The sequence below is a fragment of the Chryseobacterium sp. CH21 genome (genome assembly GCF_004119445.1).
Classification (GTDB): Bacteria; Bacteroidota; Bacteroidia; order Flavobacteriales; family Weeksellaceae; genus Chryseobacterium.
Genome location: NZ_QICI01000107.1, coordinates 44,219 through 60,859 on the forward strand (window position 1 = coordinate 44,219; position 16,641 = coordinate 60,859).

Sequence of the window (16,641 nt, forward strand, 5' to 3'; positions counted from 1 at the left end):
TTGATCATTCATCGTTGATAGAATTTATTTGTTATGCGGTTTCAGCATGTTCTTCGGATCAAGAATTTCATCCAGCTTTTCCTGAGAAAGAATTCCTTTTTCCAACACAAGATTGTAAACGCTTTTTCCTGTTTCCAGTGCTTCTTTTGCAATCTGTGTAGACTGTTTGTAGCCGATATAAGGGTTCAATGCTGTTACTATACCAATGCTGTGCTTCACCATATTCAGGCAAATTTCTTTATTGGCCGTAATTCCTACCACACATTTGTCACGAAGGGTATCCAACGCATTGCAAAGGAAGTTGATATTTTCCATGATGGCATGAGAAAGTACCGGTTCCATTACATTCAGCTGTAATTGTCCTGCTTCTGCGGCAAAAGTTACGGTAAGATCATTTCCAAACACTTTGAAACAAACCTGGTTTACCACTTCCGGAATTACCGGATTTACTTTCCCCGGCATGATAGAAGATCCTGGCTGCATTGGCGGAAGATTGATTTCAAAAAGACCCGCTCTTGGACCAGATGAAAGTAATCTTAAGTCATTACAGATTTTGGATAATTTCACGGCAAGACGTTTTGTAGCTGAAGAATAGATTACATAAGATCCTGTATCTGGCGTTGCTTCCACTAAATCTGGTGCTGAAACAATCGGGAATCCTGTAATCTGAGCTAAGTTTTTAGCACAAAGCGTAGCATACCCAACCGGAGCATTTAATCCTGTACCGATAGCTGTTGCTCCCATATTCACTTCTACGAAAAGGTTGGCGTTGTTATTCAACTTAGAAATATCCTCTTCTAAAGTGGCCGCATAGGCTTCAAACTCCTGTCCCAAAGTCATTGGAACGGCATCCTGAAGCTGTGTACGTCCCATTTTGATGACATCATGAAACTCCTGTCCTTTTGCACGGAAAGCTGTGATAATTCTTTCCAGTTTTTCTACCAGTCCGATATTCATCTGAAGCAATCCCATTTTGATCGCTGTAGGATAAGCATCATTGGTAGACTGTGAAAGGTTGATATGATCATTAGGTGAACAGAATTCGTATTCTCCTTTATTTTTTCCTAATTTCTCCAACACGATATTGGCGATTACTTCATTCGCATTCATGTTGATGGAAGTTCCTGCTCCTCCCTGAATCATATCTACCGGAAACTGGTCATGATATTTCCCTTCTACAATTTCATCACAAGCTTCTGCGATTTTAAAATACAGGTTTTCGTCTAAAAGTCCTAGTTCATAATTGGTTTTAGCAGCTGCTTTTTTTACAAACGCCAATCCTTTTATGAAATCCGGATATGAAGACAAAAGCTGTCCTGAAATTTTAAAATTGTTGATAGCTCTTTGTGTCTGAACCCCATAATAAGCATCTAAAGGCACATTCAGTTCGCCTAATAGATCACTTTCTTTTCTGAAATTTTCCATTACAGATATTTTACTGTTTTTGATCGTTTAAAGATAGCAAAAACGCATCTAACCGATGCGCTTTAATTTGAATTATTTTACTGGATATTTTTGATTTAAAGCTTGCAGTATTGCCCATGTTTCGGCATCCATGATTCCGTCATAATTCTGTGGACGGAAATGGTACTGGAATGCTTCAATTGTTTTCTTGGTAGCATCATCCCATTTTCCACTCAGATCCAATGCATATCCGAACTTTTGCAATCCTGTCTGTATAAGGAAGATAAAGCTGGCATCATTATATCTTGCAGTAATGTCAGCCTGCGCTGGTTCAAGATACGTCTGTTTAGCAGCTTCATCATACCACATTCCTACCTGGTATTCATCATAAAGTTTTTTCCACGGGAACATAGGCCCCGGATCCTGCTTTCTTGTAGGAGCAATATCTGAATGAGCCAATACATTGGTAGGCTGTATTTGGTATCTTGTCACGATATCTTTCACCAAAGCAGCTACTTTTTTCACCTGCTCATCACTAAAAGGAGCAAATGTTCTTTTACCCGTAGCATCTGTAGTATAGCCCATATTGACAATTTCAATACCGATAGAGTTATCATTGAGATTCTTGTCATTTCTCCAGGCGCTCACTCCTGCATGATAGGCACGTTTATTTTCATCCACCAATTGATAGATTTCATTATCTCCTGTATTATTTACGAGATAATGTGCACTTACCGCTTGCTGGGTAAGAACAGTGATTGACTTATCATCCGGAAGTGCGGTATAATGTAAGATAAGATAACGCTGTCTGAAATTTTGGGCAACGGCAGGAAAATAAGTCTTCACGACTTTGTATCCAGCAGGTTTTGCAGATACAATCGAACCATAACTTGCCGTATTATCATTTTTTGTTGGGTCTGCTATATTAGTAGTAAAAAAGTCTACTCCACGATCAGATACTACTTTTGGTTTTTGAACAACCGGAGTTGTTGGTTGAACGGTCGGTTTGGCCTGTGTTACCGGGGTTTTTGGTTTGTAAATATTTTTTTTTACATTTTGTTGGGAAGTACAGGAAAAAACGAATGTGCTTAATCCGATGATATATAATATCTTACGCATCAGTTTGGTTTTTGGATGATTTATTACTTCAAAAATACACAAAATTTTCTTGAATTTTATTTGGTAAATAAAGAAATCTATTCTATATTTGCACTCGCAATAACGGAACAACGATCATTAAAAAATAAACAAAAAGGAGGGTTGCCAGAGTGGTTAATGGAGCAGTTTGCTAAACTGTCGACGCGAAAGTGTCGCAAGGGTTCGAATCCCTTACCCTCCGCTCATTTATATATTCGGGGCGTAGCGTAGTCCGGTCATCGCGCCTGGTTTGGGACCAGGAGGTCGCAGGTTCGAATCCTGCCGCCCCGACTGTTTTAGTAGTTTTCTCAAAACTACTCAATGGGTGCGTAGCTCAGCTGGATAGAGCATCTGCCTTCTAAGCAGACGGTCAAAGGTTCGAATCCTTTCGCGCTCACTTAAAGACTTACTATTTTTAGTAAGTCTTTTTTGTTGCTATTATATCTGAATTTACAATCTAAAAGTGTAATTTTTTTGTGTATTTTAGTTCTATGTACAATTGTTATATCCTTCATTCCAAAACTTTAGATAAATTCTATATCGGACATTCTTCAGAATCTTTACAAGAAAGATTAAGAAAGCATATGTCCGATCACAAAGGATTTACATCAAAAGCTAAAGACTGGACACTTGTTTATTTTGAAACTTTAAAATCTAAATCTCTAGCATATAGAAGAGAAAGGGAAATTAAAGCATGGAAAAGTAAATCAAAAATTCAAAAACTCATACAGTCAGCAGAAAAGATAGAGCATCCCGATTTTTAATCGGGACGGTCAAAGGTTCGAATCCTTTCGCGCTCACTTAAAGACTTACTATTTTTAGTAAGTCTTTTTTGTTTTTCATGGTTTTAGTTGATCAAAAATAAAAATCTTATGCAGAGGAACTATTAATACAAGATTAATTATCTGTAAAGTATTGCCCAAACCATTCATCAAAACTTTCTTTATATTGATCCTGAGCATTTTTAATCAGCAAATCGGGTTCCTCAATCTGTTTTAAACCATAATCTCCTTTCATCCACTTCAAATATTCGTTTAAATTTTCACTTTCTTCATAATCTTCTTCATCTTTATAAAAATAAGCTTCATCAAAATCTACAGAAATTTCAGTGTCAAAAGTGAGCAAATGTAAAAGCTGTACCATATTATCAGCAACAATATGGACACCTCCTTCATCTCCAAAAACCACAACAGGCATTGTATATAAAGGCTGATCCGTTCCGTTATTCCAAATAGCATAGAATGAACCGGAACCATTAGCCTGAGCAAAAGGTAGCATGCTATTCAAAAATTTTCGTCATCACTCCAGCTTTTCAGTCCGGACTTATCGTCGATTAACACACCAAAACCCTGCGAATAATTTTCAAACGAGGAAATAGTATTCTGGAAGTAAATTAGTTTTTCGAGCTCTACAGGCACTTCACTCCAACCCAGGTTTTGTTTAAATTCAGCAATGTCTACCATGATCAATTATATATGATTAATAAAATTTATAAAATGAAAGAAGAACGGTAAATTTATTAACTATCTTTAATTTTCCGGTTATCTTTTATATTAATTTAACAACATAAATATTCCGCTCCCCTTCTAAAATACACATCATAACAAAATCATTTACAATACATTACATTAAAAAAAACTATTGATTACATAAAATATCTTTTTTGTTATTATAAAATACTTATATTTACCACCAAGGAGTTCTTAAAACCTTCTTTATCAACCGAAACTGGTTACACTTAGCTGTGTATTAAAAGGGAATCGTGTGAAAATCACGAACTGTCGCGCAACTGTAAGTAACAAACAAAAAGTTTTTATCCATTGATATCCACTGTATATTCTTCATACGGGAAGGATGATAAAAACCGTTACAAGTCAGGAGACCTGCCTATTTCGTATTGACGATGCTTTCGCGATTTGAAGCTTACAGTCAGGTATGATACGATATGGATATAGTGTGATAACTTTTTTATCAGCCTATTTATTTTTTGAGATGGATATGAGTGTACGTTGGTGCTTCTCATGATCCTGTAGCTCAGTCGTATTTCCTTTCCGTAATTTTTCTTTCTCCATAAAGCACCGCAAAGTTTACAGAGAACTTTTTATTGGATTTAATCAATGTAAAAAGTAATGGTGTACCAAAGCAATCTTAATTATTTATGGAGTCGCAACAGGTTTATTTTACAGACCCGGACAATCAGAATTTTTCAAAATTCTCAACATCTGCACGATTGTATGATTCCTCCATTTATTTCCCACCTTTTCTTTTTTACTCAAAAGCTAAGTCTTAACAGATCTTATGCTTCTTCACTGATAAACAAATTTCAACTCAACAATACATATTAAAATGATCAAAAATGAAAACTGGAAGTCACCCGGCTTAAAATTCCGGGAGGCCATGGAAAAAGAAAATCCCCTCCAGATTGTGGGAGCCATCAATGCGAATCATGCATTATTGGCACAGCAGGCTGGTTTTAATGCCATCTATCTTTCAGGAGGAGGAGTTGCTGCCGGGTCTTTAGGAATTCCTGATTTAGGGATTACAACTCTTGAAGACGTTTTGATTGATGTTCAGCGTATCACCAATGTTTGCGATTTACCTTTAATGGTAGATATTGATACAGGGTTCGGTCCTTCAGCATTCAATGTAGCTAGAACCGTAAAATCATTGATTAAAGCCGGAGCTGCCGCCTTACACATCGAAGATCAGGTAGGCGCAAAGCGCTGTGGTCACCGTCCGGGAAAAGAAATTGTCAGTAAAGAAGAAATGGTTGATAGATTGAAAGCCGCTGCTGACACTCGTACCGATGAAAACTTTGTCATTGGAGCCAGAACAGATGCTTTTGCCAATGAAGGTTTAGAAAGAACACTCGAAAGAGCCATCGCTTATAAAGAAGCCGGAGCTGATTTCATATTTGCCGAAGCTGTTCCCGATCTGAGTTTTTACCAAAAGTTTGCCGATGCTACCGGAATTCCTGTATTAGCCAATATCACAGAATTCGGAATGATTAAAATGTACACCGTAGAAGAATTAAAAGCTGCCGGTGTAGGATTGATTTTATATCCGCTTTCTGCTTTCCGTGCTGCCAACAAAGCTGCACAAAATGTGTATCAGCATATTCGTAAAGATGGGACACAGGCAAATGTATTGGATACCATGCAGACAAGAGAAGAACTTTATCAGAGTATCGGATACTATGATTACGAACAAAAACTGGATCAACTTTTTTCACAAAACAAAAATTAATTGCAAAAGCAAAAATATAATATGGATAATACAACATTTAAACCTAAAAAGAGTGTAGCTCTGTCTGGTGTAACAGCTGGCAATACAGCTCTTTGCAGCGTTGGTAAAAGTGGAAATGATCTTCATTACAGAGGGTATGATATTTTGGATCTTGCAGAAAGAGCACAATTTGAAGAAGTAGCCTACCTTTTAATTTATGGTCAGCTGCCTACTGAAGCTCAACTCAAAAACTATAAAGCAAAATTAAAATCATTAAGAGGACTTCCCCACTCTGTAAGAAATATCTTAAAAAGTATTCCTGCCGCTGCGCATCCAATGGACGTTATGCGGTCAATGGTTTCAGCGATTGGAAGCATTCAGCCGGAAAAAGATGACCACAATGTGGCTGGGGCAAGAGATATTGCAGATAAATTACTGGCATCATTCAGTTCCGGACTTTTATATTGGTATCACTATACCCATAACGGCAAGGAAATCAATGTAGAAACGGATGATGATACTATTGGCGGACATTTTCTTCATTTGTTACATGGTAAAAAAGCACCGGAGTCATGGGTAAAAGCAATGGAAATCTCCCTTAATCTATATGCTGAACATGAGTTTAATGCTTCTACGTTTACGGCTCGTGTTATTGCCGGAACCGCTTCAGATTTTTATTCCTGTATCACTGGTGCCATCGGTGCTTTGAGAGGTCCAAAACATGGAGGTGCCAATGAAGTGGCTTTTGAAATCCAAAGCCGTTACAATTCTCCGGATGAAGCGGAAGAAGACATTCGTAAACGTATTGCCAATAAAGAAGTGATCATCGGTTTTGGACATCCTGTCTACACAATTTCAGATCCTAGAAACGTAGTGATAAAAAAAGTTGCGAAAGAGCTTTCTGAGGAAGCGGGAGATATGCTCCTTTATAATATTGCCGAAAGACTGGAAACCGTCATGTGGGAAGAAAAGAAAATGTTCCCCAATCTGGACTGGTTCTCTGCAGTATCCTATCACCTAATGGGAGTTCCCACATTGATGTTCACTCCGTTATTTGTTATCTCTAGAGTGACAGGATGGAGTGCTCACATTATCGAACAAAGACAGGATGGGAAAATTATCCGCCCAAGCGCCAATTATACAGGTCCTGAAAATAAAGACTTCGTCTCAATTGAAAACAGAAAATAAAAAATTACAATTAATAATTAAACTAAAAAAATAAGATGTCATCACACATTTCAAACGAAAGACCACAGCCGGATCAAGTACTAACAGATATTGCAGATTATGTATTACACTATGAAATCAAAAACGATTTAGCCTGGAAAACAGCTCACTACTGTTTATTAGACACCATCGGATGCGGATTGGAAGCACTGACATATCCTGCATGTACCAAACTTTTAGGACCTATCGTAAAAGGTACCGTAGTTCCGAACGGAGCTAAAGTTCCGGGGACACAATTTCAATTAGATCCGGTGCAGGCTGCTTTTAACATCGGAGCAATTATCCGATGGCTGGATTTCAATGACACCTGGTTAGCCGCTGAATGGGGACATCCTTCAGATAATCTGGGAGGAATTTTAGCAACAGCTGACTGGCTTTCAAGAACGAATATTGCAGAAGGAAAAGCTCCGTTAAAAATGAAACAGGTTCTGGAAGCGATGATCATGGCTCATGAAATCCAGGGAGTTATTGCTTTGGAAAATTCATTCAACAAAGTAGGTTTAGACCATGTTTTATTGGTAAAACTAGCCTCCACAGCAGTTGTAGGAAAACTAATCGGCCTAACCCGTGATGAACTAATCAATGCCGTTTCATTAGCATTTGTTGACGGACAGTCTTTAAGAACATACCGTCACGCTCCTAATACAGGAAGCCGTAAATCATGGGCTGCAGGAGATGCTACTTCAAGAGCCGTACGTCTGGCATTAATTGCGCAAACAGGCGAAATGGGCTATCCATCCGTCTTAACTGCAAAGACATGGGGATTCTATGATGTATCTTTCAAAGGCAATGAGTTCAAATTCCAGAGAGATTACGGTTCTTATGTTATGGAAAATGTTTTGTTTAAAATTTCTTTCCCTGCGGAATTCCACTCTCAGACAGCGGTTGAAGCTGCTATGACTTTACATCATCAGTTAAAAAAATCAGGAAAATCTGCTGAAGACATTAAGAAAATAATCATCCGTACCCATGAAGCCTGCATTCGTATCATTGATAAAAAAGGACCGTTGAACAACCCTGCTGACCGTGATCACGCCATTCAGTACATGGTAGCGGTTCCTTTGATCTTCGGAAGGCTGACTGCCGCAGATTATGAAGATAACATCGCATCAGATCCGAGAATTGACATTCTTCGTGATAAAATTGAATGTGTGGAAGATGTACAGTTTACCACAGATTATCATGATCCGGAAAAGCGTTCCATTGCCAATGCTTTAACAGTAGAACTAAACGATGGAACTGTTTTGGAAGAAATCGTTGTGGAATATCCAATCGGGCACAAACGCAGAAGAGACGAAGGAATTCCTGAACTGATTAAGAAATATAAAGTAAATCTTGCCAGAATATTCCCGGAAAAACAACAGAGAATTGTTTTAGAAAATTCTTTAGAATACGATACCTTTATTAATCTGGATGTCAACGAATTCGTTGATCTTTTGGTAATATAATATAATTCAAAGGTTGAGAGTGGAAAATGAAATTCACTCTCAGCTTTCACTCTCAATCTAAAAATCATGTCACAAAAAGTAAAAATATTAATCAACGGAAATTTTATAGAAAGTAAAGCTACAGAGCATCTTCCCGTAGAAAATCCTGCAACCCAGGAAATTCTTGCAGAAGTTCCTTTAACGGAATTGTCTGAAATAGATCAGGCCATAGAAGCCGCTAAAGAAGCCTTCAAAACATGGAAAGAAGTAGCAACTCCGGAAAGAGCAAGATTCTTTCTAAAGTACCAGCAGCTTTTAAAAGAAAATCAAAAAGAAATTGCCGAAATCCTTTCCAAAGAAAACGGTAAAACATTTCCTGATGCCATGGGAGATATATGGCGCGGCATTGAAGTGGTAGAACACGCTTGCAATATTTCAACACTCATGATGGGAGAAACGGTAGAAAACGTAGCAAGAGGTGTTGATACCTACAGCTATATTCAACCCCTTGGAGTTTGTGCAGGAATTACTCCTTTCAACTTTCCCGCAATGATTCCTCTATGGATGTTTCCAATGGCCATTGCCTGTGGAAATACCTTTATTTTAAAACCTTCAGAACAAACCCCGATGACTTCTATGAAAATGGCTGAGTTATTTTTAGAAGCAGGTTTTCCCAAAGGAGTTCTGAATATTGTTCACGGTTCCAAAGACCAGGTCAATCACATTCTGAACCACCCGGAAATAAAAGCCATTTCATTTGTAGGTTCAGTTCCTGTTGCAGAGCATGTTTACCGTACCGGAACTGATAATTTAAAAAGAGTTCAGGCTTTTGGAGGAGCAAAAAATCATATGGTAGTCATGCCGGATGCCAATAAAGAACAGGTCATCAACAATCTTGTAGGAGCTTCCTGTGGAGCGGCCGGACAGCGTTGTATGGCAATCAGCGTAGCTGTTTTGGTAGGTGAAGCTCAAAACTGGGTGGATGATATTAAAAAAGCTTTAAGCACGATTAAACCTGGAGTTTGGTCTGATGATTCTGCGGCCTTTGGTCCTCTGATCAACAAACAATCAAAAGACAAGGTTATAAGATTGATTAAAAGTGCTTATGAACAGGGAGCTGAAGTACTACTGGACGGCAGCAACTGTAAAGTAGAAGGCTATGAAAACGGACACTTTGTAGGTGCCACTTTATTCAATAATGTATCAACGGATATGGATATTTATAAAGAAGAAATTTTCGGACCTGCTTTGCTATTATTAAAGGCTGAAACCTTAGACGAAGCTATTAAAATCATCAATGCCAATCCTTATGGAAACGGAACTTCCATCTTTACGAATTCAGGGGCAGCAGCCAGAAAATTTCAGCACGAAATTGAAGTGGGACAAATTGGGGTAAATCTTCCTATTCCTGTTCCATTACCGTTTTTCTCTTTTACAGGATGGAGAAAATCATTCTTTGGCGACCTGCATTCTTACGGAAAACAAGGAGTCCGTTTTTATACAGAAACCAAAACGATTACAGCCCGTTGGTTTGAAGAAGACATTCCTGCAGGCGATCTGAATATGACGATCAGTTTAAAATAAGTTTTCTATGGAATTCAACCTAAATCAAGATCAGCTGGCGTTTCAGGATGCCGCAAGAAGATTCGCAGATAAAGAACTGGCACCTTATGCTTCGGAATGGGATGCTCAGAAGACATTTCCGAGAGAAGCTATTGCCAAAGCCGGAGAACTGGGTTTTTGTGGGGTTTATACCAGCGAAGATGCCGGAGGCCTGGGATTATCCAGATTAGATGCCACCATTATATTTGAAGAACTCGCTGCAGCCTGTCCTTCCACTACCGCCTATATTACCATACACAATATGGTTTCATGGATGATTGATGAATTTGGGAATGAAGAGATCAGAAAACATTTATGTCCCGATCTGGCATCAGGAATATTGTTAGGTTCCTACTGTCTTACAGAGCCGGGTTCCGGTTCGGATGCAGCAGCATTAAAGACAACAGCTACAAAAATGGTAATAAATATATCATTAACGGAACAAAAGCATTCATCTCCGGAGCAGGCGAAAGTGATATACTCATTGTAATGGCCCGTACAGGAGATTCCGGACCAAAAGGAATCAGCGCTTTTGTTGTATCGGCAAATTCTGCAGGCATCAGTTTCGGGGAAAAAGAAAAAAAACTAGGATGGAACACCCAGCCGACACGTTTTGTCTTCTTTGATCAGGTAGAAGTAGATGAAAAATACCTCTTAGGTGAATTGGGACAAGGCTTTAAGATAGCTTTGAAAGGTCTGGATGGTGGGCGCATCAATATCGGGACTTGTTCCGTAGGAGCTGCACAGGGAGCCATTAACCAGGCAAGAAAATATATGCATGAAAGATTACAGTTTGGGAAATCACTGGCTCAGTTTCAATCTTTGCAGTTTAAAATCGCTGATATGGCAACAGAGCTTGTAGCAGCTCGTCAGATGGTTCATTTAGCCGCTTTCAAATTAGATTCTAAAGACACAAATGCTACTACTTACTGCGCCATGGCTAAACGTCTGGCTACCGATATGTGCTTCAACATCTGTAATGAGGCATTACAAATATTGGGCGGATATGGATGTACACAAGACTTTCCGGTAGAACGCCTTATGCGTGATGCCAGAGTACATCAGGTGGTAGAAGGAACCAATGAAATCATGAAACTGGTGATCTCAAGAAAGATTTTAGAGGAAGGAGCCATGATACAAATCCGTTAATTCAAAAGATTAAAAATGAGTTTAATACTAACAGAAATAAAAAATAAAGTCGGGATCATCACCCTGAATTCCGAAAAAACGCTCAATTCGCTTTCATTAGAAATGATTGAAGAACTGAAAGCTGTTTTGGAAGATTGGAAAACAGCTGATGAAATAGTTTGTCTATTCATTCAGGGAGCTGGTGAAAAAGCTCTTTGCGCCGGAGGAGATGTAAGAAAACTGCACGATGCTATTATTGAACAGCAAAACATTGATGGAACAAAAGTACCCCAGCCGTGTTTCGATTTCTTTTTAAAGGAATACCGGGTAGATTATGCTATTCACACCTATCCGAAGCCCATTATTGTCTGGGGACATGGAATTGTGATGGGTGGTGGCATCGGAATTATGGTTGGTGCATCTCATCGTATTGTCACTGAAAGAAGCAAACTGGCAATGCCTGAAATTACCATCGGTTTATATCCGGATGTTGGTGGAACCTGGTTTTTAAATAAAATGCCATCAGCCTATGGAATTTATTTAGGATTAACAGGTGCCAGATTAGACGGAGCCGACTGTAAATTTTTAGGATTGGCAGATTATTATATTTCTTCTACTTCAAAAGAAACACTATTAAATGCTCTTAACCAAGCTCAATGGAATGGAAATAACCATCAAACTGTTTCTGCAATTCTGGAAAACATTTCAAAAGAAACCGATACTCCCGAGTCACAGGCACAGAACCATCATTTATTCATCAAAAATTTTGAAGGAGTAGATTCTTTGGAACAGTTTAAAGAAATTTTACTGCAATATCCTGATAAAGATGAGTGGATTAATACTGGAATAAAAAGCTTTGAAGCAGGCTCACCAAGTTCAGCACACATCATCTTCAGACAATTGAAAGAAGGTGAAAACTTAAGCATGGAGGAAGTCTTTCAATCCGAATTAAACTTATCCTGTCAATGCTGCATTCATCCAGATTTTGCAGAAGGCGTAAGAGCTTTACTCGTGGACAAAGACCAGTCTCCAAAATGGTATCCGGCAACATTAGATGATATAACCAAAGAATGGGTGGACAGCTATTTTACCCCGCTTTGGTCTCGTGAAGAACATCCATTAAAAAACTTAGGAAAAAAAGATTAATTATGTCAAATATAGCATTCATAGGATTAGGAAATATGGGTGGTCCCATGGCCATCAACCTTGTAAACAAAGGTCATCACGTTATTGGGTTTGACCTTTCTCAATCTGCTTTAGAAGCACTGGTTTCTGCAGGCGGACAAATTTCGGATTCAGCTATAGCAGCTGCAAAGGATTCTGATGTGATCATATCAATGCTTCCATCTGGTAAACACGTTGCGGAACTCTATTCTGACAAATTTATCAGCCAGCTGAAACCTGATACATTAATCATTGATAGCAGTACCATTGATGCCGTAACCGCCCGTTCTGTTGCAGAGCTGGCCGCTTCAAAAGGATGCAAAATGATTGATGCACCCGTTTCCGGCGGTACTGCAGGAGCACAGGCAGGAACATTAACCTTTATTGTTGGCGGTAAAACCAAAGATTATGAAAAGGCAAGACCTATACTGAAATGTATGGGACAAAATATCTTCCATGCCGGAGATTCCGGGGCTGGACAGGTAGCGAAAATCTGTAACAATATGCTTTTAGCCATACATATGATCGGGACATCAGAAGCCATCAATTTAGGAGTTCGTCACGGATTAGAGCCTAAAATACTAAGTGAAATCATGCAGAAAAGTTCCGGGAGAAACTGGTCATTGGAAGTCTACAACCCCTATCCCGGAGTGATGGAAAATGCCCCTTCATCCAGAGCATATTCAGGAGGATTCGCAGTGGATTTAATGACAAAAGATCTAGGATTGGCGGCGGAAGCAGGACTGGAAACCAGAACCTCTACCCCATTGGGAAATGCAGCTTTAAACCTTTACAGAATCTGGAGTGAAGCCGGAAATGGCACAAGCGATTTTTCAAGTATTATTCAATTCTTAAACAAACATCAGTAATCATGAATTTTGAAACATTACTATACCAGCAGGAAGGATATATTGGTACCTTGACTATTAACCGCCCTCAGGCTTTAAATGCTTTGAACGAAACCGTTTTAAAAGAACTGAAAGCAGTTGCGGATCAAATCCAATCCAACAAAAATATTCGGGTTTTAATCATTACCGGAGCTGGGGAAAAAGCTTTCGTTGCAGGTGCTGACATTAAAGCAATGCAGGGTATGACACCACAGGAAGCAACAGATTTTTCTATCATGGCTCAGGCAGCATTCAATTCCATTGAAGCATTACCATTCGCAGTGATAGCGGCTGTTAACGGTTTTGCGTTAGGCGGCGGATGTGAACTGGCTTTGGCCTGTGACATCATTCTGGCCAGTGAAAAAGCAAAATTTGGATTACCGGAAGTAACTCTTGGATTATTACCCTGCTTTGGAGGAACACAGCGTTTACCGAGAGCCATTGGATTGTACAAAGCAAGAGAAATGGTATTCTCCGGTGAATTTTACTCAGCAGAAGCCTGTAAGGAATTTGGGTTTGTCAACCGAGTGATTGCCCCTGAAGAATTATTGAATGAAACCTTGAAATTAGCTCAAACAATAGCTTCAAGAGGTCCTGTAGCCGTAGCAAAAGCAAAGCAGTCGCTGACCACAGGTGTTGAACTACATATTACCGATGGCTTACAACAGGAAGCTGTTTTATTCGGGGAATTATTTGATACGAAAGATCACAACGAAGGTATCGGCGCCTTTATAGAAAAAAGAAACCCTGATTTTAAAGGAGAATAAAAGAACAAATAGTTCCTAAAGATATATTTGATTTTTAGGAGGCTGGCATATTCTTATGACCGGTCTCCTTTTTTACTTCCATAAAATATTTGCTGTACAATCAAATTGTCCTAATTTTGTTCTTCCTATTCAAATTCAATGAAAAATTTTAATCTTATTATCGCAAGCTGTTTTCTTGTTTCGGTTTTATCGTGTACAACAGCAGCTCCGGCTGCAAAGACTTCCACGCAAGAAACTCCTTATCAAAACCTTGGACGTGACGGAAAAATATACGCCGCATTTTATCAGCAAAGGGCCGCAGAATATGAAGCATTGTGTCTTCAGGCATACAATATTGCCACGCTTCGTCTGGATGAAGCTTTATCGCAGAAATCTGACAAACCTTTAGCCATCGTTTCTGATATTGATGAAACGTTTTTAGATAATTCCTATTACGCTGTAGAACGCTCTAAGATGGGAAAAAATTACGATCAAAAAACATGGGAAGAATGGACTGCAAAGGGGATTGCAACTCCACTTACAGGTTCTCAAAAGTTCTATCAGTATGCCGCAAGCAAAGGGATTCAGGTGTTCTATGTGACCAACCGTGTTGAGCAGGAACGTGAAGGAACTATGAAAAATTTAAAGAAATACAATTTCCCTGTTCAAAGTGATGCCAACCTTATTTTAAGATCAAAGGAAAGCAGTAAAGAAACCCGCAGAAAAGATATTGCTAAAAATTATAATATCGTTTTACTGTTGGGTGATAATCTTGCCGACTTCTCAGATCTGTTTGATAAAAATCAGAGACAGAGCGTTCTTCAGCTGTGAAAAATTCCGCAGATGATTTTGGAAAGAAATTCATTATCATTCCGAATGTAGGTTATGGAGACTGGGAATCTTCATTTTATAACTACAAATACGATTACACGGATCAGCAGAAAAACTCAATGATGTATGATGCGGTGAAATCTAATCCTTAAACAAAATCTAAACTGTAGATATAAGCTCAGAAAACCTCACAATATTGTTGTGAGGTTTTTTGATATGTTTTCATAAAATAGAAATACAAAAAATGATGAAAGTTGTTTGGAGACTAATCAATTGATTCTTTTCTCCAAAATTCCGTCAAAATATTTATGCGACTCCTTTTATTTTTGTTCCGTTCTTAGCCGCTTCTATTTTCTTATTATTTCTAAGCTCACGTTTCATTTTACGGTAATCCCAAGGAGCCATAGCATTACTATCCTGCCATAAACCAACTTTTTTACTTTTGGCATTTTCCTGAATTTTACCCAAAGAAGCATCTTTTGAATAAGAAAAATACCACCATCCCATTCCAGCTTTGATAACCTCTTTGGAAAGGTATTTTCCATCATCATAATACACTTTCGCAATAGATCTTCCATAGCGGTCTGTAGTGGTTTCAACAAAACTAACTGTTTTCCCAAATACCTGAGCAGAAGTGAATTGTTTTGCATTTTTCCCAAATGCCTGCCCACTCTCCGGGCAGTCAACTTCGGCCAGTCTGATCTTTTTTTGTTGATTACCTCTTAACAGTAAAGTAATGGTGTCTCCGTCTGAAATTTTAATCACTTTTCCGGTAGTCTGAGAGAATAGAAATACGGGGAAAAGTACGTACAGCAGCATTAATCGTTTCATGGGGCAAATATAGGGATTAGTGGGACTTGTTTAATTAAAAAACCTCGCGTTTTGCGAGGTTTTTTTTATGTCAAATTGAGCTATTTGCTTTTTTTCACCTCAAAGTTGGGAGACTTTGTGGAGTGGGCATTTCAATCCTACCAGTGAAATGGTATAGGTACAAATGTATTTTCAAAAATATCTAGTGGTAAAGTTTTATCTACATTTAACTGTGTATGACCTTTCTTACAAATACAAAGCTTTATTAGTTCCCCATTATGATTATATCCGTTTAAAATTAATGTCTGGACAGCATCTGTATCTAAGATTCTAACAAATTCTTTAAATTTTTCAACTCTATCTGAAAGTTTCAGAAAGCTTAGATTGATATCAACAAATGATGTATGTATTTCAGTTACTATTTGAAAAAAATGTTGCCCAATGTTATAAGTTGTAAAATCTTTAAATTGCTCATCGGATATTATAAAGTCTGTTTCCAAGCAATCCAAATAAACTATCCTGTCAGCTGATAAATAGTTTTGGGTGTATAATTTGGCATCTAGCGAGATATTTATATTATTTCTTCTAAAAGCTCTTTTCCATTCATCTATTTTTACTAGAATATTTTCATCTGAATATTCCCATAAAAAAGAATAAACCTTCTGATTGGGGAAAAAGTCAGCCATTTGAATACCCTCTCTTTGACTGTAAAATAACCAAAAACTATCGTAATTAAGTAATTCATAATTAAAAAATTTCGACAGATAATAATTATTGGAATCTATATAGGATGTCATAAAAATTAATGTTGTTTTCCTGTTTTATTTGTAGAGCGAGGCATTTGTCCTTTAAAAGTATAATGGGCTCCTTTCTTATTATGATAATGAGGAGGTTCGTATACTGGTTTAGGTTTTTTGTCCATAAAAAGATGTCCATCCTTATATAAAGAAACTTCACCTACCTCTTTATTATTTCTAAATATTTTTTCTTTATATAACTGAAATTGCTTTGAATTTTGCTCTTCTTTAGACAATTTTTCTACTGCAGTCTGAT

At 38.1% G+C, this 16,641-nt stretch carries 17 protein-coding genes, 3 tRNA genes, 1 pseudogene and 1 riboswitch; of the genes and pseudogenes, 14 read left to right on the forward strand and 7 right to left on the reverse strand.

Going from position 1 to position 16,641, the window contains the following annotated elements; all coding sequences use genetic code 11:
- Positions 1 to 24 precede the first annotated feature (24 nt).
- Positions 25 to 1,425 (reverse strand): aspartate ammonia-lyase, encoded by a 1,401-nt coding sequence (gene aspA, locus BOQ62_RS21950; RefSeq protein ID WP_129042441.1) that lies wholly within the window; start codon positions 1,423 to 1,425, stop codon positions 25 to 27.
- Positions 1,426 to 1,497: 72 nt separating this feature from the next.
- A complete protein-coding gene (locus BOQ62_RS21955) occupies positions 1,498 to 2,523 on the reverse strand; it encodes an N-acetylmuramoyl-L-alanine amidase (RefSeq protein ID WP_129042442.1) in 1,026 nt (341 codons plus the stop codon).
- A 135-nt stretch (positions 2,524 to 2,658) separates the two neighbouring features.
- Here BOQ62_RS21955 and BOQ62_RS21960 point away from each other — a divergent pair.
- The 4 genes from BOQ62_RS21960 to BOQ62_RS21975 all read left to right on the forward strand — a co-directional run bounded on the left by BOQ62_RS21960 (position 2,659) and on the right by BOQ62_RS21975 (position 3,305).
- Positions 2,659 to 2,743: transfer RNA gene (locus BOQ62_RS21960), tRNA-Ser, on the forward strand.
- 14 nt (positions 2,744 to 2,757) lie between these two features.
- Positions 2,758 to 2,832, forward strand: a tRNA-Pro gene (locus BOQ62_RS21965).
- Positions 2,833 to 2,864: 32 nt separating this feature from the next.
- Positions 2,865 to 2,938: transfer RNA gene (locus BOQ62_RS21970), tRNA-Arg, on the forward strand.
- A 94-nt stretch (positions 2,939 to 3,032) separates the two neighbouring features.
- Complete coding sequence (locus BOQ62_RS21975) at positions 3,033 to 3,305, forward strand: GIY-YIG nuclease family protein (RefSeq protein ID WP_129042443.1); 273 nt, start codon at positions 3,033 to 3,035, stop codon at positions 3,303 to 3,305.
- Between the two features lie 133 nt (positions 3,306 to 3,438).
- Here BOQ62_RS21975 and BOQ62_RS21980 read toward each other — a convergent pair whose 3' ends face one another.
- Positions 3,439 to 3,819 carry a hypothetical protein gene (locus BOQ62_RS21980; RefSeq protein WP_129042444.1) on the reverse strand — a complete coding sequence of 127 codons (381 nt, stop codon included), beginning with the start codon at positions 3,817 to 3,819 and terminating at the stop codon, positions 3,439 to 3,441.
- A gap of 5 nt (positions 3,820 to 3,824) precedes the next feature.
- Positions 3,825 to 4,004 (reverse strand): hypothetical protein, encoded by a 180-nt coding sequence (locus BOQ62_RS21985; protein WP_129042445.1) that lies wholly within the window; start codon positions 4,002 to 4,004, stop codon positions 3,825 to 3,827.
- 249 nt (positions 4,005 to 4,253) lie between these two features.
- Positions 4,254 to 4,447: riboswitch (cobalamin riboswitch) on the forward strand.
- A 440-nt stretch (positions 4,448 to 4,887) separates the two neighbouring features.
- Here BOQ62_RS21985 and prpB point away from each other — a divergent pair.
- The 10 genes and pseudogenes from prpB (at position 4,888) to BOQ62_RS22030 (ending at position 14,930) form a co-directional block, all read left to right on the forward strand.
- Positions 4,888 to 5,787 (forward strand): methylisocitrate lyase, encoded by a 900-nt coding sequence (prpB, locus tag BOQ62_RS21990; protein ID WP_129042446.1) that lies wholly within the window; start codon positions 4,888 to 4,890, stop codon positions 5,785 to 5,787.
- A gap of 21 nt (positions 5,788 to 5,808) precedes the next feature.
- Positions 5,809 to 6,954, forward strand: coding sequence for a 2-methylcitrate synthase (gene prpC, locus BOQ62_RS21995; RefSeq protein WP_129042447.1), 1,146 nt, complete (start codon positions 5,809 to 5,811; stop codon positions 6,952 to 6,954).
- Positions 6,955 to 6,989: 35 nt separating this feature from the next.
- On the forward strand, positions 6,990 to 8,441 hold the full coding sequence (locus BOQ62_RS22000) for a bifunctional 2-methylcitrate dehydratase/aconitate hydratase (RefSeq protein WP_129042448.1): 1,452 nt from the start codon (positions 6,990 to 6,992) through the stop codon (positions 8,439 to 8,441).
- A 66-nt stretch (positions 8,442 to 8,507) separates the two neighbouring features.
- A complete protein-coding gene (locus tag BOQ62_RS22005) occupies positions 8,508 to 10,004 on the forward strand; it encodes a CoA-acylating methylmalonate-semialdehyde dehydrogenase (RefSeq protein ID WP_129042449.1) in 1,497 nt (498 codons plus the stop codon).
- A 7-nt stretch (positions 10,005 to 10,011) separates the two neighbouring features.
- Positions 10,012 to 10,512, forward strand: a complete 501-nt coding sequence (locus BOQ62_RS23735; protein WP_228414461.1) for an acyl-CoA dehydrogenase family protein — start codon at positions 10,012 to 10,014, stop codon at positions 10,510 to 10,512.
- Positions 10,476 to 11,171 carry an acyl-CoA dehydrogenase family protein gene (locus tag BOQ62_RS22010; RefSeq protein ID WP_262708378.1) on the forward strand — a complete coding sequence of 232 codons (696 nt, stop codon included), beginning with the start codon at positions 10,476 to 10,478 and terminating at the stop codon, positions 11,169 to 11,171. The genes BOQ62_RS23735 and BOQ62_RS22010 overlap by 37 nt, the downstream gene beginning before the upstream one ends.
- Positions 11,172 to 11,186: 15 nt before the next feature.
- Entirely contained in the window at positions 11,187 to 12,296 is a 1,110-nt protein-coding gene (locus BOQ62_RS22015) for an enoyl-CoA hydratase/isomerase family protein (protein ID WP_129042450.1), read from the forward strand.
- 2 nt (positions 12,297 to 12,298) lie between these two features.
- Complete coding sequence (gene mmsB / locus BOQ62_RS22020) at positions 12,299 to 13,183, forward strand: 3-hydroxyisobutyrate dehydrogenase (RefSeq protein ID WP_129042451.1); 885 nt, start codon at positions 12,299 to 12,301, stop codon at positions 13,181 to 13,183.
- 2 nt (positions 13,184 to 13,185) lie between these two features.
- The gene (locus BOQ62_RS22025) at positions 13,186 to 13,968 is read left to right on the forward strand and encodes an enoyl-CoA hydratase/isomerase family protein (protein WP_129042452.1); all 783 of its coding nucleotides are present in this window, start codon (positions 13,186 to 13,188) and stop codon (positions 13,966 to 13,968) included.
- A gap of 138 nt (positions 13,969 to 14,106) precedes the next feature.
- A pseudogene (locus BOQ62_RS22030) lies at positions 14,107 to 14,930 on the forward strand (5'-nucleotidase, lipoprotein e(P4) family).
- A gap of 154 nt (positions 14,931 to 15,084) precedes the next feature.
- On the opposite strand, the gene BOQ62_RS22035 reads toward BOQ62_RS22030, so the two are convergent.
- From BOQ62_RS22035 to BOQ62_RS22045, 3 genes are all read right to left on the reverse strand, one after another.
- Positions 15,085 to 15,609, reverse strand: coding sequence for a thermonuclease family protein (locus BOQ62_RS22035; RefSeq protein WP_129042453.1), 525 nt, complete (start codon positions 15,607 to 15,609; stop codon positions 15,085 to 15,087).
- 137 nt (positions 15,610 to 15,746) lie between these two features.
- Complete coding sequence (locus BOQ62_RS22040) at positions 15,747 to 16,385, reverse strand: hypothetical protein (protein ID WP_129042454.1); 639 nt, start codon at positions 16,383 to 16,385, stop codon at positions 15,747 to 15,749.
- A 5-nt stretch (positions 16,386 to 16,390) separates the two neighbouring features.
- Positions 16,391 to 16,621, reverse strand: a complete 231-nt coding sequence (locus BOQ62_RS22045) for a hypothetical protein (RefSeq protein ID WP_129042455.1) — start codon at positions 16,619 to 16,621, stop codon at positions 16,391 to 16,393.
- Positions 16,622 to 16,641 lie beyond the last annotated feature (20 nt).

Bases quoted from the DNA above. Each gene is read 5' to 3' on its own strand.
- BOQ62_RS22015 (WP_129042450.1), top strand. From the start codon at position 11,187: ATGAGTTTAATACTAACAGAAATAAAAAATAAAGTCGGGATCATCACC.
- BOQ62_RS21985 (WP_129042445.1), bottom strand. From the start codon at position 4,004: ATGGTAGACATTGCTGAATTTAAACAAAACCTGGGTTGGAGTGAAGTG.
- BOQ62_RS22035 (WP_129042453.1), bottom strand. From the start codon at position 15,609: ATGAAACGATTAATGCTGCTGTACGTACTTTTCCCCGTATTTCTATTC.
- BOQ62_RS21975 (WP_129042443.1), top strand. From the start codon at position 3,033: ATGTACAATTGTTATATCCTTCATTCCAAAACTTTAGATAAATTCTAT.
- BOQ62_RS21980 (WP_129042444.1), bottom strand. From the start codon at position 3,819: ATGCTACCTTTTGCTCAGGCTAATGGTTCCGGTTCATTCTATGCTATT.
- BOQ62_RS22000 (WP_129042448.1), top strand. From the start codon at position 6,990: ATGTCATCACACATTTCAAACGAAAGACCACAGCCGGATCAAGTACTA.
- BOQ62_RS21955 (WP_129042442.1), bottom strand. From the start codon at position 2,523: ATGCGTAAGATATTATATATCATCGGATTAAGCACATTCGTTTTTTCC.
- BOQ62_RS22025 (WP_129042452.1), top strand. From the start codon at position 13,186: ATGAATTTTGAAACATTACTATACCAGCAGGAAGGATATATTGGTACC.
- BOQ62_RS22040 (WP_129042454.1), bottom strand. From the start codon at position 16,385: ATGACATCCTATATAGATTCCAATAATTATTATCTGTCGAAATTTTTT.
- prpB (WP_129042446.1), top strand. From the start codon at position 4,888: ATGATCAAAAATGAAAACTGGAAGTCACCCGGCTTAAAATTCCGGGAG.
- BOQ62_RS22005 (WP_129042449.1), top strand. From the start codon at position 8,508: ATGTCACAAAAAGTAAAAATATTAATCAACGGAAATTTTATAGAAAGT.
- aspA (WP_129042441.1), bottom strand. From the start codon at position 1,425: ATGGAAAATTTCAGAAAAGAAAGTGATCTATTAGGCGAACTGAATGTG.
- prpC (WP_129042447.1), top strand. From the start codon at position 5,809: ATGGATAATACAACATTTAAACCTAAAAAGAGTGTAGCTCTGTCTGGT.
- BOQ62_RS23735 (WP_228414461.1), top strand. From the start codon at position 10,012: ATGGAATTCAACCTAAATCAAGATCAGCTGGCGTTTCAGGATGCCGCA.
- mmsB (WP_129042451.1), top strand. From the start codon at position 12,299: ATGTCAAATATAGCATTCATAGGATTAGGAAATATGGGTGGTCCCATG.